Genomic DNA, 15,534 nt, shown 5'->3' on the forward strand with positions numbered 1-15,534 from the left:
TCGCCAGCGGGGGCAAGTGGGGCCCTCTCATCCCTTACACTGTGCGTCCGCCCGCCAGGCATTTTGGCAGGCGCACCCCTGACAGGCTGGAACGGGAGAACGGATGAAGCGCGCAGATGTGAAACGCAGAACGGCCGAGGGCGTTCTATTCGACACCCAGATCATGGCCAATCCGGCCAATACGGCTGAGTGGATCGTGTTTTTCAAGAAAGATGCCGGACGCAGCTTCTTTCTGGTGGATGAAACCGAGCAGGTAGAAACCTTTGCCAGTCTGGATGAGCTGGTGCCGGAGCTGCGGATTCTGGGTATCAAGCGGGTCGAGGTGCAGCTCTGAGCAGTTGCTCACAGTTGCCGTGGATCAACATGTGGATATCCTCGTGATACCTGGCTGTAGGCCTTATAGATAGGGGCTTTTAGCGACTTGTACAGAAACTGTTCGCTAACATTCAGGTTGTCCACAGAGCGTTTGGATAAAAGGCTGGTTATCTTGTTGATAAGTGGCCGAAGGCCTTGTCTGGCAGGGCTTTCAGCGAACTGTACGGTTTCTCGCCAGGCTCAGCGGCTGCCGGGACGGTAGAGATGGCGATGAGTGGCGTCATAAAGCGTCGACTCGGCAAACGCACCGGGATCCAGTACCCGCCCGACAAGGATAAGGGCCGTGCGGCGAAAGCCCTTGGCGGCGACTTTCTCCTCGATATCGGCCAGGGTGCCCACCACCCAGTCCTGATCCGGCCAACTGGCTCTGTGGATAACGGCAATGGGGCAGTCGGCGCCATAGTGCGGCAGCAGTTCGCTGACGATAGCCGGCAGTTGGCGTACACCGAGGTGGATGGCCATGGTTGCGCGGTGCCTGGCCAGGTCATGCAGCTGTTCGCCCTCGGGCATTGGCGAGGTGGTGCCATAGCGGGTGAGGATCACCGTCTGGGCGATACCCGGCAGCGTCAGCTCGGATTCCAGCAGCGCCGCGCAGGCGGCGGTGGCGGTGACGCCGGGAATGATTTCGAAGGGAATGCCCAGGGCACGCAGTTCGCGAATCTGCTCGCCGATGGCGCCGTATAGCGAAGGGTCGCCGGAATGCACTCGCGCTACATCCTGGCCACGCGCATGGGCCTGATGCAGCAGGGTGACGATTTCTGCAAGATTCAGCTCGGCGGTATTCACTACCTGTTCGGCGCTGTGGCCTTGCAGCACCGCTTCGGGCACCAGCGAGCCGGCATAAAGGATCACCGGGCAGCTGCGGATCAGGCGCTGGCCCTTGACGGTAATCAGCTCGGGGTCGCCGGGGCCGGCGCCGATAAAGTAGACGGTCATGCGGGTTCTCTATCGAATATGGCCAGCGCGCAGGTGGCCCTGGCGCTGCGGGTTTTCTCGCCGAGCCGGCGCGGCGCTGTGCCTATCTTTGCCGCCAGCGCCAGGGCACAAGGCTCGGCTACGGCGGGGCTGCCGGCGGTGGCTTGGCTAAGGGCGCTTGCGCCTGTCGGCGTCTGATAGCCAGCCAGTTGCTCGGGCGAGAAGAACACCAGCTCCAGACCCAGATGTTCGGCCAGGCCGTGCAAGCCGGCTTCGTCGCGTTTGTGGGCGATGCTGGCCAGGCCCGCGAGATTGTCCACCGTCAGCTCATGCCGAGCCAAGCTGTGGATAAGCAGTTCGAGCAGCTCGTCCCGGCTGCAGCCGCGGCGGCAACCCAGCCCGGCGACGATCTGTGTCGGTGAGGCGGATGGGTGGTCGGAGGCAGTCGGCAACATGAGTGGCATTCGGGCTGAGCGGTGGCGTAGCTCATCATGGCACCTGCCAGCGGTCAACCGCGATTGACCGGCCGCCGCGGCCTGCGTAGCCTTCTCGCTTTCGAGGTTCTTCCCGGCAAACAGTCGGGGAGCTAAGAGGGAACAGGGTCGATGCCCTGGCTGCCCCCGCAACTGTAAACGGTCGCAACTCCTTCGATACACCACTGCCTCAAGCGGGAAGGTGAAGGACGCACAGCGTGCAGACCGTGAGCCAGGAGACCTGCCTCGACTGACCAGCCACTTGCTCGGACGGGGTGATCCGACGCGGCCAGCATGCCTCTGCGTGCCCGCCTGCGCGTACCCGTCCGCCGAACTTACCGACGCCACGGGGCCTTCCATGAAAACCCTCGCCAAACTGCCTGTCACCATCGTCACCGGTTTTCTCGGTGCCGGCAAAACCACGCTGCTGCGCCATCTGCTGGCCAATGCCGGCGGCCGCCGTATCGCGGTGATCGTCAACGAGTTCGGCGAGCTGGGTATCGATGGCGAGATCCTCAAGCAATGCTCAATCGGCTGCAGTGAGGAGGAAGCCAATGGCCGCGTCTTCGAGCTGGCCAACGGCTGCCTGTGCTGCACCGTGCAGGAGGAGTTCTTCCCGGTGATGCGCGAGCTGGTAGCGCGCCGTGGCGACCTCGACCATATCCTCATCGAAACCAGCGGCCTGGCACTGCCGAAGCCGTTGGTGCAGGCCTTCAACTGGCCGGAAATCCGCAACGCCTGCACCGTCGATTCGGTGATTACCGTGGTCGACAGCCCGGCGGTAGCTGCCGGCACCTTCGCTGCCTTCCCCGACCGGGTGGACGAGCAGCGCAAGCTCGACCCCAATCTCGACCACGAGTCGCCGCTGCATGAACTGTTCGCTGACCAGCTGGCGAGCGCCGACCTGGTGATCCTCAACAAGGCCGACCTGCTCGATGCCGAGGCGTTGGCCGCGGTGCGCGCCGAGGTGGCCGAGGAACTGCCGCCGGCGGTGAAGGTAATCGAGGCGCACGGCGGCGAGCTGCCGCTGGACGTGCTGCTGGGTCTGAACAGCGAAACCGAGCTGCATATCGACAGCCGCCGCACCCATCACGACGATGAAGATGACGACCACGATCACGAGGAGTTCGACTCGTTCCACGTGGAACTACCCGAAGCCGAGGAGGCGCGCCTGCTAACCGCCCTGAAGGCCGCGGTGGCCAAGCACGGCATCCTGCGGGTGAAAGGCTTCGCGGCAATCCCTGGCAAACCCATGCGCCTTCTGGTGCAGGGTGTCGGCCAGCGCTTCGACCGCCACTTCGACCGCGCCTGGCAGGCCGACGAGCCGCGCCTGAGCCGCCTGGTAGTGATCGGCCAGCAACTCGACCGCGCGGCCATCGAGGCCGAGCTGAAGGCGGCGCTGGCCTGAGTGATTGTGGGAGGGGCTTTAGCCGCGACCCGGTTCGCTGCCAGTCGCGGCTAAAGCCCCTCCCACAGAACGACTATGCACCTCCTGCGCACCCAGCCCGGCGCCCAACTGCCGGCCGACAGCATCGCCGACCTCGGCCAGACCCCGGCCGAGCTGGTGATCCTGTGTACGGGTGATTCGCACCTCTCACTGTTGGCCGAAGCGGCACGGCAACTGCCGGACGACTACCCCAGCTTGCGCCTGGCCAGCCCGGCGCAGCTGAACAACAACGCCTCGGTGGACTACTACGTCGAGCAGGTGCTGCAGCATGCCAAGGTCATCCTGATCTCGGTGCATGGCGGCGTCAGCTACTGGCGCTATGGGGTCGAGCGCCTGGTTGAGCTGGGTGCGCGCGGCGCCACGGTGATCATGGTCCCGGGTGACGACAAGCCCGACCCGGAGCTGAGCGCCCTCGGCAACGTCGCTGAGGAAGACAGCCAGCGCCTCTGGCAATACCTGCGCCAGGGCGGGCTGGACAATGCCCGCCAGCTATTCCGCTGCATCGGCAGCCGCTGGCTGGGGCGTGACGATGCCTGGCAGGAGCCGCAAGCGCTGCCGCGCGTCGGCCTCTATCACCCGCACAGTCCAGCCACGCTGGCCGACTGGCGTGCGCAGTGGCAGCCGGACGCGCCTGTGGTGGCGCTGCTGTTCTACCGCAACCATGTGCAATCGGCGAATACCGCCTTCGTCGATACCTTCTGCCAGCACCTGTTCGGCCAGGGCCTTAACCCGCTACCGATTGCGGTGGCCAGCCTCAAGGAGGCGGCCTGCCTGGATCAGGTACAGACCTGGCTGGACGAGACGAGCGCTGCGCTGATCATCAATACCACCGGCTTTGCCCTGTCCAACCCCGAGGCGCCGCAGGAGCGGGTGTTTCGCCGGGATATTCCGGTGCTGCAGGCCATCTGCTCGCTGGACAACCAGGCGCAGTGGCAGGCCAGCGCCCAGGGCCTGGGCTCGCGCGACCTGGCCATGCATGTGGTGCTGCCGGAGCTGGATGGCCGGCTGATCGGCACGGCCATCAGCTTCAAGGGCCTGGCCTGGCGCAGCGAGCGCAGCCAGAGCGATGTGGTGTGCTATCAGGCCCATGAGTCGGGCATGGCTTATGTCGCAGAACTGGCGCGTAACTGGTGCCAGTTGGCGCTCAAAAGCAACGATCAGAAGCGAATCGGCCTGATCCTGGCCAACTACCCGACCCGCGATGGCCGCATCGGCAACGGCGTCGGCCTGGATACGCCGGCCGCCGCGTTGAATATCCTCCGCGCGCTGCAGGCGCAAGGCTATCCAGTGGATAACCTGCCCGATAGCGGCACCGCACTTGTCCACAGCCTGCTCGGTGGCGTTACCAACGATCTGGATGGTCTGGATACGCGGCCCTGTGCGCAGAGCCTGGCGCTGGACGACTACCTGACGTTTTTCCACAGCCTGCCGTCCGCCAATCAGCAAGCCGTGCGCGAGCGTTGGGGAGAGCCGCAGGATGACCATATGTTCCGCAGCGGGCGGATGATGGTTGCCGGCTTACGCTTCGGTCTGACCTTCGTCGGCATCCAGCCGGCGCGCGGCTATCAGCTCGACGCCGCGGCGGTGTATCACGACCCCGATCTGGTGCCGCCGCACGGCTATATCGCCTTCTACGCCTGGCTGCGCACGGCCTTCGCCGCCGATGCGCTGATCCACGTCGGCAAGCACGGCAACCTGGAGTGGCTGCCGGGCAAGAGCGTCGGCTTGTCCGAGGGCTGCTGGCCGCAGGCGCTGATCGGCCCGCTGCCAAATATCTATCCCTTTATCGTCAACGATCCGGGCGAGGGCGCGCAGGCCAAGCGCCGCACCCAGGCGGTGATCATCGACCACCTCATGCCGCCTTTGACCCGTGCCGAAAGCTACGGCCCGCTGCGCGATCTGGAGCGCCTGGCCGACGAGTACTATGACGCCAGCCAGCTCGACCTGCGCCGCGCCGTGGAGCTGCGTGGCGAGATCCTGGCCAAGGTGCGCGAGGCCAGCCTCGACCGCGAGCTGGGCCTGCAGCTCAACGACGATGCCGACAGTTGGCTGCCGCAGCTCGACGCCTACCTGTGCGACCTCAAGGAATCGCAGATCCGCGACGGCCTGCATGTGTTCGGCGAATCGCCGGCTGGGCAACTGCGCCGCGACACCCTGCTGGCCTTGCTGCGCATCCCACGTGGCGATGGCCAGGGCGCCAATGCCAGCCTGCTGCGCGCGCTGGCGCGCGGCCTGGAGCTGGGCCTCGATCCGCTGGATTGCGATATGGGCCAGCCCTGGGAGGGGCTGCGTCCCCAGGCATTGCAGGCTGTGGATAACAGTCTGTGGCGTACCGTTGGCGACACTCGCGAGCGCCTGGAGCTGCTGGCGCTGCGGCTGATCGAACAGCGCCTGGCAGGGGAGCGCAGCGAAGCCTTTGGCGCCGAGGTGGCGCTGATTCTCGATGGCCTGGCCGAGCATATCGCGCCGTTGCTGGATGCCTGCGGCGACGCCGAGATGGGCGGCCTGCTGGCGGCACTGGAAGGGCGTTTCGTGCCCGCCGGGCCGAGCGGCGCGCCCAGTCGCGGGCGCCTCGACGTGCTGCCTACCGGGCGCAACTTCTTCACTGTCGACGTGCGCCACCTGCCCACTCCTACTGCCTGGCGCCTCGGCGTGCAGGCCGCGGATCGCCTGCTGGAGCGCCATCTGCAGGATGAGGGCGACCATCTGCGCCAGCTCGGCCTGTCGGTATGGGGCACGGCAACCATGCGCACCGGTGGCGACGATATCGCCCAGGCGCTGGCGCTGATGGGCGTGCGCCCGGTTTGGCAGCCCGGCAGCCAGCGCGTCGAGCGCTTCGAGGTGTTGCCGTTGGAGCAGTTGGGCCGTCCGCGAGTGGACGTGACCCTGCGTGTGTCGGGCTTCTTCCGCGATGCCTTCAGCAACCTGATTCGCCTGTTCGACGAGGCCGTGCAGGCGGTGATCGAGCTGGACGAACCGGAAGACATGAACCCGCTGTCGGCGCGGGTCTGGCGCGAGTCGCTGGCGCTCAAGGATGGTGGCCTGGATGAAGCCGAAGCGCGGCGTCAGGCCGGCTGGCGGGTGTTCGGTGCCAAGCCGGGGGCCTATGGCGCCGGGGTGCAGAACGCCATCGAGGAGCGCCTGTGGCAGAGCCGCGCGGATCTGGCCGAGGTGTATCTGAACTGGGGCGGCTACGCCTACGGCAGCGGCGCCGAGGGCGCACCCGCGCGGCAGCGCTTCGTCGAGCGTCTGGAACAGATGCAGGCGGTGCTGCACAACCAGGACAACCGTGAGCACGACATCCTCGATTCCAACGACTACTACCAGTTCCAGGGTGGCATGCTGGCGGCGGTGGAAACCCTGCGCGGGCTCAAGGTCACGAGCTACTTCGGCGACAACAGCCAGCCGGATACGCCACGCATTCGCACCCTCAAGGAAGAACTCAACCGTGTCGTGCGCGCCCGCGCCGCCAACCCCAAGTGGATCGCGGGCATGAAGCGCCACGGCTACAAGGGCGCCTTCGAGCTGGCCGCGACCATCGACTACCTGTTCGCCTTCGACGCCACCAGCGAGCTGGTCGATGACCACCAGTACGCGCTGCTCACCGATGCCTACCTGCTCGACAAGGACACCCGTGACTTTATCCAGCAGCACAACCCCGGCGCGCTCAACGATATCCTCGAACGCCTGCTGGAAGCCCAGCAGCGTGGCCTGTGGGAGAATCCCGGCGAGTATCGCGAAGCGCTGGAAAACCTGCTGCTCGATAGCGAGGAAAGCTGATGCGCGCGCTTTTCTCTCCTCTCCCGTTGATGGTAGAGGGAATATTTCGTAGCCCGGATGCAATCCGGGGCGATCTGAGTCATCACTCCCGGATTTCATCCGGGCTACAGTCGCAACGCATTTATCCACAGGCCTGAGCCATGACCGAACATCACTTCCCCCTCGCCGCCGTGGTCGGCGCCGATTCGCTGAAACTGGCGTTGTGCCTGGCGGCCATCGATCCGGCCATCGGCGGCGTGTTGATCGAGGGGCCGCGCGGCATGGCCAAGTCGACCCTGGCCCGTGGCTTGGCCGACCTGCTGGAGGGGGGGCGCTTCGTCACCCTGCCGCTGGGCGCCAGTGAGGAGCGTATCGTCGGCACCCTGGATCTGGACGCGGCGCTGGGCGAGGGCCGGGCGCAGTTTTCCCCCGGGCTGCTGGCCCGTGCCGACGGCGGCGTGCTCTATGTCGATGAGGTCAATCTGCTGCCGGATCATCTGGTCGACCTGCTGCTCGATGCCGCCGCCAGCGGGGTCAACCATGTCGAGCGTGACGGCATCTCCCATCGGCATGCCGCGCGCTTCGTATTGATCGGCACCATGAACGTCGAGGAGGGCGAGCTACGCCCGCAGCTGCTCGACCGTTTCGGCCTCAACCTGGCCCTCGATGGGCAGCCGCAGCCTGCCGAGCGTGCCGAGATCGTGCGTCGCCGGCTGGCCTTCGATGCCGATCCTGCTGCTTTCCTGCAACGTTGGCAGGGCGAGCATGATGCCCTCGCTGCCCGTTGCCAGAACGCCCGCCAGCGCCTGGTCGATATCCCGCTGGATGACGCCGCCCTGGGTGAGATCAGCCAGCGCTGCTTCGCTGCCGGCGTCGATGGTCTGCGCGCCGATCTGGTCTGGCTGCGCGCCGCCCGCGCACATGCCGCCTGGCGCGGCGCGGCGGCTATCGAGCCTGTGGATATCGACGCAGTGGAGGACTTCGTTCTGCGCCATCGCCGTCGCCAGCAACGACCGCCAGCTGCCACGCCGCCCGAGCAGAGCCAGGCGCCGCAGCAGGCGCAGGAACAGAGCCAGGGCGAAGGCCAGTGGGGTGAGCTGCCGGCCCAACCACAGGCCACAGGTGAGCGGCGGGTGCCGCCGCGCTGGCCAAAAAAGCCCTGAGCATCCGCCCGCGCACAGCCACAGGCGCGGATGCCCGTAACCGGCCCGGACGACTCGGCGGCGGCCTGCATGGCGCCGCACGAGCTGGCGTGGCCGACCGTATCGACTGGGCGGCGACTCTGCGCCAGGGCCGGCCGCAACGCCGCGAACAGCTGGTGCTGCGCCCGCGCAGCCAGCAGGCCGACGAGCTGTGGCTGGTGCTGGTGGATACCTCCGCTTCCACCCGTCGCCACGGCGCGCTGAGCCTGGCTAAAGGCGTGCTCGCTGAAATGTTCGACAGCGCCTATCGCCAGCGCGCGCGCCTGGCCGTTTTGCAGGCCGGCGGCCGTGAAGCGCAATGGCTGTGGCAGGGGCGCAAGGCCAGTGCCGAGCTGCATCGCTGGCTGCACGAATTGGGCGCCGGTGGCGGTACGCCGCTGCTCGACGCGCTGCGCCAGGCCGGCGACTGGCTGTTGCGTCGGCAGCGCGTGAAACCGTACGAACGCCAGCGCCTGCTGATTCTCACCGACGGTCGCCTGCGCGACCTGCCAGCGCTGGCGCCGCTGCCATGCCCAACCCTGCTGCTCGACACCGAGCGCGCGCCCATCCGCCTGGGCCGCGCCCGCCAGTTGGCGCAGGCGCTGCAGGCTGACTACCACCATATCGACGACCTGGCGCCGAGCGCACCGGGCCGCACCTGGAGAACCCCATGAAAACCCTGCTGCTGGTCGGCATCGGCGCCGGCGACCCGGACTACATCACCTACCAGGCGATCAAGGCGCTGCGCCGCAGCGACGTGATCTTCCTGATGGACAAGGGGGCGGCCAAGCACAAGCTCAACGCCCTGCGCCGGGAAATCTGTGCGCGCTTTCTGGAAGGCCACACGCCGCGCTTCGCCGAAGGCCTGCAACCGGAGCGTGAACGTGATGCCGCCGACTATCGCGCCAGCGTCGACGAACTCAACCGCGACAAGCAGGCGGTGTTCGAGCAGCTGATCGATGAGCAGATGACCGATGGCGAGACGGCGGCATTCATGGTCTGGGGCGACCCCTCGCTGTACGACAGCAGCATCCGCATCATCGAAGCCATCGCCGCGCGCCGTAGCGATTTCGTCTATGACGTGATCCCCGGCATCACCAGCCTGCAGGCGCTGACCGCGCGTCACCGCATTCCGCTCAACAGCATTGGCCGCGCCGTGGAAATCACCACCGGCCGCCTGCTCGCCGAAGGCTGGCCGCAAGGCGTGGACAGCGTGGCGGTGATGCTCGACGCCAAGGACACCTACCGCCGCTTCGTCGGCCAGGGACTGCATATCTACTGGGGCGCGTACGTCGGCACGGCCGATGAAATCCTGATTGCCGGCCCGTTGGATGAGGTGGCCGAACGCATCGCCGCGACCCGTGCCGAGGCACGGGAGCGCAATGGCTGGATCATGGATAGTTATCTGTTGCGCAAGGAAGGGATGGAGCAGGGCTGAGAATAGAAGTGGTGAACGAGAAGCAGACGTAGGGCGGACATCGTTTTTTATGTCCGCCAGTCTGTGGACTGCGCCCCCAACTGGTGGATGAGAAACGCGTCAACCACCCTACGCGGCTGCTGGACAGTAGCAAGTTCTCCGCATAGCAGCGCAGCGTTATCCACAGGCCTGCAGCGTCTTTTCCATCACCACGGTGCGTTCCGCCCCGTGGTATTCATCGCGCACTTTGCGATAGCCCAAGCCGGCGTAGAAGTCTTCGGCGGTGAGTGAGGACGGCACCCTCAGCTTAGCCATGCCGGCGTTGATTGCCTGGGCGTGGAGGGTTTCCATCAGCCGGCGGCCTACTCCGTTGCCCTGGTGTGCGGGATCGACGAAGACCGATCTGACCACATCGCCGTCGAGGCTGGCGGTGGCAATCAATGCGCTGTGCAACGAGGCGACGAAGACCATGCGCTTGCCGAGCAGCGCAGCAACAGCTTCAGGCGTGAAGCTTTGCTCGACCCGATCGATCACCTCGGGTGGGTAGTCCAAGGCATTCGACTCGCGTAGTGCGGTGATCACAATTCGGCTGATTGCTGCCGCATCTTCCTTTGTCGCCAACCTGATCATGCAGTCCATGCGTTCTCCCTCCGTTGCCGCTCGATGACTCAATCAGCGTTATTGTCGATTGCTTCCTTATAAACCTGCACGCCCCCCGTGCCTTGTGGTTGGCCAGCGTTGCCGGACGGTTGTTCACCGTACGCGGGCGGGTGGCTTACAACCAACTCCAGGACAGCCCGGTATACACCCCAAACCCTTCCCCGGGCGTGGAGCGCGCCGCGTCTGCGCCCTTGTCGTTATAGCCCGGCGTCACGGTGGCGGCGTAACGTTTGTCGGTCAGGTTGCGCAGGTCGAGCCAGGCTTGCCAGTCGTCTTTCGGCGCGGCATAGCCGAGGGTGGCACCGATGGTGGCGTAGGCGTCGGCATGGTAGGAGTTGGCGTAGTCCACCGCCACCTTCGAGGCGTACTGGGTATTCACGCCGGCATAGAAGCCGCTCGGGTGGTCGTAGCGTAGTTCGGCCTGGTAATAGTGGCGCGGCAGGCCAGGCAGGCGGTTGTCGCCGAAGGCGTCATCGTCGCGGTAATGGAAGTCGCTGAAGGTGTAGGCCTGGCGCAGGCTCAGGGCGCCGGCCGCGCCGCCTTGCCACAGCGGGCTGGTCAGGCCGGCTTCGATGCCCTGGTGCACGGTGGGACTGGCGTTGGATTCAGCGAAGACGTTGGGCTCGATCTCGACGGTGAGCAGTTCATGGCGCACCTGCGAGTAGTAATAGGTCAGCTCCCACTGGCCCGGTGCGGAATCACCTCGGCCGCCAATCTCGAAGGTGGTGGCGGTCTGGTTGTCCAGGCTGATGGCGGCGCGCTGGCGCGCGGCATAGGGTTGAGTGGTGGTGCTGGAGAAGCGCAGCGGCGAGCCCCAGAGCATCGACCAGGCATGCGGCGGCTCCACCGAGCGGCTGATATTGCCGAATAGCTGCACATCCGGGTTGAGCTGGTAGCGCAGGCCGATACGTGGCGCGTAGTCCCAGGAGCTTTCGTCGAGCTTGTCGTCGTTGGCCGGCCAGGTTACCTGCACTTTGCGGCGGGTATTGATCAGCGCCAGGCCGCTGGTCAGCCACAGGTCGGGCCTCAGCTCAGTGTCGTTGCTGAAGTGCAGCACATTGTCCGAGCCCAAATGTTCATAAGCACGCATCAGGGTGCCGGCGGGATAGGTCGTGCCGTTGACATCGATCGGCAACGCTGCGGTTTCCTTCGCTTTGCTACTCGGCAGATTGGTGGTGCTGCGCCAGCCGATGGTCGTGCTGCTATTGAGGCCGAACAGGGTGTGGCGGCGCGTGTAGTTCAGAGTGCCGCTGATATCGCTGTAGTCCACACGGATGCGATAGGCGCCCCCGCGATAGGCGGTCTCGGTGATATCCATGGGATAGTGGTGGTAGGCCAGGCCGGCGACCAGGGTGGAGTCGTCGTCGATGCGCCAGGTGGTCTTGTTGGCCAGCCAGGTGCTGCCGGGCTGGTCGCGGTGGGCATCGATGCGCAGGTTGTTTACGGCAGCCTGGCGTGGATCGTCCTTGAGCTGGGCCTTGGTCAGGCGGCCAGGCGTTTCGTGTTCGGTTTCGCGATAGCGCAGGTAGAACCGCGTTTCCAGGTTCTCGTTGAGCCGGTAGCCGAAGTTGGCGGCGATGCCTTTGCCCTTGCCGGAGGCCTGATCCTGATAGCCGTCGGTGTGGCTGTCGGTCAGGGCGAGGTAGTAGTCGAAGTCCCCCAGCACCTGGCCGGAAGCGATGTTGCGCTTCTGGTAGCCATAGCTCCCGGTTTCATAGCGCAGTTGCAGCTTGGGTGCGGTGTAGCCGGTGTGGGTGATGTAGTCGATGGCGCCGCCCAGGGCCAGGGAACCACGGTCGAAGCCATTGACGCCGCGCAGCACTTCGGCGCGACTTATCCACAGGGGTTCCAGCAGCTCGTAGGGCGTACCGCCGGAGCCAGTCAGCGGCAGGCCGTCGAGCAGAATATGGGTGCCGGAGGCGTGCGAGCCGGGGCCGCGGTTGATGCCCGAGCCGCGCAGGCTGATCTTCACACCCTCGTTGCCGGGAGACTGGGCGTAGACGCCGGGCTGGTAGGCCAGCACATCGGCGACACCAGCCACGCGGCCCTGCTCGACCTTGCCCATGTCCACCAGATTGGTGGCGCCGGGTACGCGGGCGAGTTCTTGCGCTGCTTCCTCCGTTTCGCTCAGCTGCCTGCCGCTGACTTGCAGCGAGTCGAGCTGCAACGGCTCGTCAGCCATGACGCTGGGGGCGGTCAGGCAGGCGAGGGCGAGCAGGGTAAGACGTGCAGGTTGGCGGGAAAATGGCAGGGGTGGCATGCAGGGCTCCATTGAGCGGGCGGCGAGTCTGTCTGATGGTGGTCGCGGGGTGTAGGTCACCGTCGAGCCGCCAGCCGGTGCAGGTTGTGCGCCTGACCGTTGGCGGCCTGATCCTGCCGCTGCTAGATCTCGTAGCCTTCGCGGCTCAGGCGCGCCTTGATGCGCTCATCGATCAGCGGCGCTATCGACTGCCCCCAGGCCTGGCCGGCCTGCATGCTCTGGCCCATCAGGGTGGGCATGACGGCGATGGTCTTCTTGCCAAGGTCGGTCGAGTAGAAATCGATCATGCCGCGGATGTCTTCGCGAGTGAAATGCTCGTGGTAGACGAGCACGATCAGCTCCTTCAGGTCATCCTGCTGTTCGACCAGCACGGCATTGACCTCGCTGGGCAGGGTATCGAGTACCTTCTGCGGAATGTCGGGGCGCAGCTTGCGGATCATCTGGTTGATCTGCGCGATCACCCCTCCCCCGAATTGCCGGCCGATATCCAGTGCGTTGGTAACCTGCAGCAGGTGTTCGATATCGGCACGTTTCTGAGCGGAAAGCTCGTCAGCGTGGCTCAACTGGCTGAGGCTGGCAATCAGAAGAAAACAGAGCAGGCGGATAGTATTCATTGGGCGTCCTTTCGAATGGCGACCATCTGGCGATGGTGTCCTTGTGGGTCTGCGATCTGCTGCGGTTGCGGCAGTATCGGCGAGCCTTGGCAGGCTGCGCGGCAGACTGTGTATAGGACTGTGGCGGTGGATGCAAGGAGCAGGGCGCGGTTGCCAAGGTGTGCCGCCGGCAGGCGTAGCCTCTGCTGGGGCGGTCGTCATCGGCGTGGCGGGCGCCACGGGGTAGATGAAAGCGATATCGGCGCTCAGCACATCCAGCGGCTACCGGCTGGATGTGCCGTCGAAGATCTGTCGCGACAGGCGCAGGTTCCTGGTGCGGTCGCGCAACGGGCCGACCGCCTCCTGTGGATAAAGCTTCAGGCCAGCCCGGACTTGTCCAGCCCGAACTGCTTGTCGGCGGTACCCGGCACGGTGCGGAACGCCACGTTAAGGCGGTTCCAGCCGTTGATGGCGACCACCAGGAAGGTCAGGTCGGACAGTTCCTGTTCGGAGAACTGCTCGCGCACGCTGGCGTAGATGGCATTGGAGACACCCTGCGGCGCCAGCTGGGTCAGCGCCTCGGTCCACTCCAGAGCGGCGCGCTCGCGTTCGGAGAACAGCGTCGACTCGCGCCAGATGGCCACGTGGTGCAGACGCAGCTCACGCTCGCCATGGATCTTGGCTTCCTTCACATGCATGTCGACGCAGAAGGCACAGCCGTTTATCTGCGAGGCACGCAGGGTGACCAGATGGCCGATTTCGGCGAGGAAAGGCGTTTTGTTCAGCAACATGGAAAATTCCACGTACTTGCCGGAGGCCTTGGGCGAAAGCTGGAAATAGTCGAGACGCTGGCTCATGGTTTTCATCCGTATTCTGTTGAGAGGAAACCGATGCCCCTCTGCGACTGGCAGTACCACTGCGGCCCGGTGCGAATGAATGTACGCACCAGTGGCCTAGCCACATAGATCCATTTTTACGGATTGTTATTGGTCCACTTTTCGCGAACACACTCCTGAGTGGCCAGCGACCATCGAGGCAGCTGTTCTTGAAGTGAGGCGTGCGACTGAGGAGCGGCAAGCCTTTAGCCACGTCTGTTGCCGTTTCAGGCGGGTTGATAGTTCAACGGCCGCTTCGAAGACTCCGGCAGGGCCAGGCCGCCGGCCAGCGCCAGCAGAGCGATGACGATCAGGTAGTAGGCTGGCGCCATGCGGTCGCCGGTCTGCTCGATCAGCCAGGTCGCCACCAGCGGCGCGGTGCCACCGAAGATGGTGTAGGCCAGGTTGTAGGTGAAGGCCGAGGCGGTGTAGCGCACCCGGGTCGGGAACTGCTCGGACAGCAGCACGGCGGTGACCACGCCGCAGATCACCGCGCCGACGGCCAGCAGCATGGCGCCCAGCGCCGAGGGCAGCAGCGCGCCGGAGGTGGCCAGGGTAAAGGCTGGGTACACCGCAACGATCAGCGCGACCCCTGCGGTCAGGATGGTGCGGCGGCGGCCAACGCGATCCGAATAGCGTCCAACCAGGGGGCACAGCAGCGCAGCGAAGATCAGCGCCACCAGGCTGGCCAGCAAGGCGGTCGAGCGTGCCGCACCACCGACCACCTGCATGTAGGTAGTGAGATAGGTGGTGAACATGTAGAACGACAGCGCCGTGGCGGAGATGAACGCGCCCAGGCAGGCGATGGTGGCGCCGTGCAGGCGCAGAGTTTCCTTCAGCGGCGAATGCTCCGGCGCAGGTTCGGTGGCCATTGCCTTGAACGCCGGCGACTCGTCCAGGCGCAGGCGCATGTACAGCCCCACCAGGCCCAGCGGCGCCGCGATGAGGAAGGGCAGGCGCCAGCCCCAGGCCTGCATCTGCTCGCTGCTGATGATCTGGTCGAGGCCGAACACCAGGCCAGCCGCGCAGGCGAAGGCGAGGAAAGTCGACACCGGCACGAAGCTGCCGTAACGGGCCTTCTGTTCGGTGGGTGCGTGTTCCATGACGAAGGCACAGGCGCCGGCGTATTCGCCACCGGCGGAGAATCCCTGCAGGCAGCGCGCCAGCGCCAGCAACAGCGGGGCGAGCAGGCCGATGCTGGCGTAGGTCGGCAGCAGGCCGATCAGTGTGGTGGCGCCGGCCATCAGCAGCACGGTGATCGACAGCACGCGCTTGCGTCCTATGCGGTCGCCGAGGATGCCGAAGAAGATCCCGCCCAGCGGACGCAGGGCGAACGACACGGCGAACACCGCGAAGGTTTGCAGCAGCGCCAGGGTCGGATTGCCCGGTGGGAAGAACAGCGAGGCGATGGTCACGGCGAGGAAGCCGTAGACGGCGAAGTCGAACCACTCGACGAAGTTGCCGATGGCCGAGGCGGCGATGACCTTGTGCAAGGTGGCCGGGCTGACTTGCTGACCCCTGTGGATGGCATTCATGCGGCGCTCCTGATCCCTGATTCAGACGGTTTCAGGCAGGTTAC

13 protein-coding genes and 1 riboswitch are annotated in these 15,534 nt (G+C 65.5%); of the genes, 6 read left to right on the plus strand and 7 right to left on the minus strand.

What is annotated here, in order from left to right:
* Positions 1–103 precede the first annotated feature (103 nt).
* On the plus strand, positions 104–334 hold the full coding sequence (locus tag GYB81_RS07570; RefSeq protein ID WP_161864287.1) for a hypothetical protein: 231 nt from the start codon (positions 104–106) through the stop codon (positions 332–334).
* 221 nt (positions 335–555) lie between these two features.
* On the opposite strand, the gene cobM is transcribed toward GYB81_RS07570, so the two are convergent.
* Together cobM and GYB81_RS07580 are read right to left on the minus strand one after the other, a co-directional pair.
* The gene (cobM, locus tag GYB81_RS07575) at positions 556–1,311 is read right to left on the minus strand and encodes a precorrin-4 C(11)-methyltransferase (RefSeq protein WP_161864288.1); all 756 of its coding nucleotides are present in this window, start codon (positions 1,309–1,311) and stop codon (positions 556–558) included.
* Positions 1,308–1,745, minus strand: coding sequence for a cobalamin biosynthesis protein (locus tag GYB81_RS07580; protein ID WP_161864289.1), 438 nt, complete (start codon positions 1,743–1,745; stop codon positions 1,308–1,310). Before GYB81_RS07580 ends, cobM begins: the two co-directional genes overlap by 4 nt.
* An 86-nt stretch (positions 1,746–1,831) precedes the next feature.
* Positions 1,832–2,026, plus strand: a riboswitch (cobalamin riboswitch).
* A 95-nt stretch (positions 2,027–2,121) separates the two neighbouring features.
* On the opposite strand from GYB81_RS07580, the gene cobW reads away from it, so the two are divergent.
* The 5 genes from cobW (at position 2,122) to cobF (ending at position 9,588) form a co-directional block, all read left to right on the plus strand.
* Positions 2,122–3,171 (plus strand): cobalamin biosynthesis protein CobW, encoded by a 1,050-nt coding sequence (gene cobW / locus GYB81_RS07585; protein WP_161864290.1) that lies wholly within the window; start codon positions 2,122–2,124, stop codon positions 3,169–3,171.
* Between the two features lie 75 nt (positions 3,172–3,246).
* Positions 3,247–6,990, plus strand: coding sequence for a cobaltochelatase subunit CobN (gene cobN, locus GYB81_RS07590; RefSeq protein WP_161864291.1), 3,744 nt, complete (start codon positions 3,247–3,249; stop codon positions 6,988–6,990).
* A 140-nt stretch (positions 6,991–7,130) separates the two neighbouring features.
* Positions 7,131–8,132: a magnesium chelatase ATPase subunit I gene (locus GYB81_RS07595; RefSeq protein WP_161864292.1), complete on the plus strand. Its 1,002-nt coding sequence runs from the start codon at positions 7,131–7,133 to the stop codon at positions 8,130–8,132.
* Positions 8,114–8,824, plus strand: a complete 711-nt coding sequence (locus GYB81_RS07600; protein WP_178101753.1) for a vWA domain-containing protein — start codon at positions 8,114–8,116, stop codon at positions 8,822–8,824. Before GYB81_RS07595 ends, GYB81_RS07600 begins: the two co-directional genes overlap by 19 nt.
* Positions 8,821–9,588, plus strand: a complete 768-nt coding sequence (gene cobF, locus GYB81_RS07605) for a precorrin-6A synthase (deacetylating) (RefSeq protein ID WP_161864293.1) — start codon at positions 8,821–8,823, stop codon at positions 9,586–9,588. The genes GYB81_RS07600 and cobF overlap by 4 nt, the downstream gene beginning before the upstream one ends.
* A gap of 156 nt (positions 9,589–9,744) precedes the next feature.
* Here the strand turns inward: cobF and GYB81_RS07610 are convergent, their stop codons facing one another.
* The 5 genes from GYB81_RS07610 to GYB81_RS07630 all read right to left on the minus strand — a co-directional run bounded on the left by GYB81_RS07610 (position 9,745) and on the right by GYB81_RS07630 (position 15,490).
* Entirely contained in the window at positions 9,745–10,206 is a 462-nt protein-coding gene (locus GYB81_RS07610; RefSeq protein ID WP_161864294.1) for a GNAT family N-acetyltransferase, read from the minus strand.
* Positions 10,207–10,342: 136 nt separating this feature from the next.
* On the minus strand, positions 10,343–12,487 hold the full coding sequence (locus tag GYB81_RS07615) for a TonB-dependent receptor family protein (protein WP_161864295.1): 2,145 nt from the start codon (positions 12,485–12,487) through the stop codon (positions 10,343–10,345).
* A gap of 122 nt (positions 12,488–12,609) precedes the next feature.
* Positions 12,610–13,101 (minus strand): DUF2059 domain-containing protein, encoded by a 492-nt coding sequence (locus GYB81_RS07620; protein WP_161864296.1) that lies wholly within the window; start codon positions 13,099–13,101, stop codon positions 12,610–12,612.
* Between the two features lie 356 nt (positions 13,102–13,457).
* Entirely contained in the window at positions 13,458–13,946 is a 489-nt protein-coding gene (locus GYB81_RS07625) for a carboxymuconolactone decarboxylase family protein (protein ID WP_161864297.1), read from the minus strand.
* Between the two features lie 236 nt (positions 13,947–14,182).
* On the minus strand, positions 14,183–15,490 hold the full coding sequence (locus GYB81_RS07630; RefSeq protein WP_161864298.1) for an MFS transporter: 1,308 nt from the start codon (positions 15,488–15,490) through the stop codon (positions 14,183–14,185).
* Positions 15,491–15,534 lie beyond the last annotated feature (44 nt).

Origin of the sequence: Pseudomonas yangonensis (assembly GCF_009932725.1) — a bacterium.
Taxonomy (GTDB): Bacteria; Pseudomonadota; Gammaproteobacteria; order Pseudomonadales; family Pseudomonadaceae; genus Aquipseudomonas; species Aquipseudomonas yangonensis.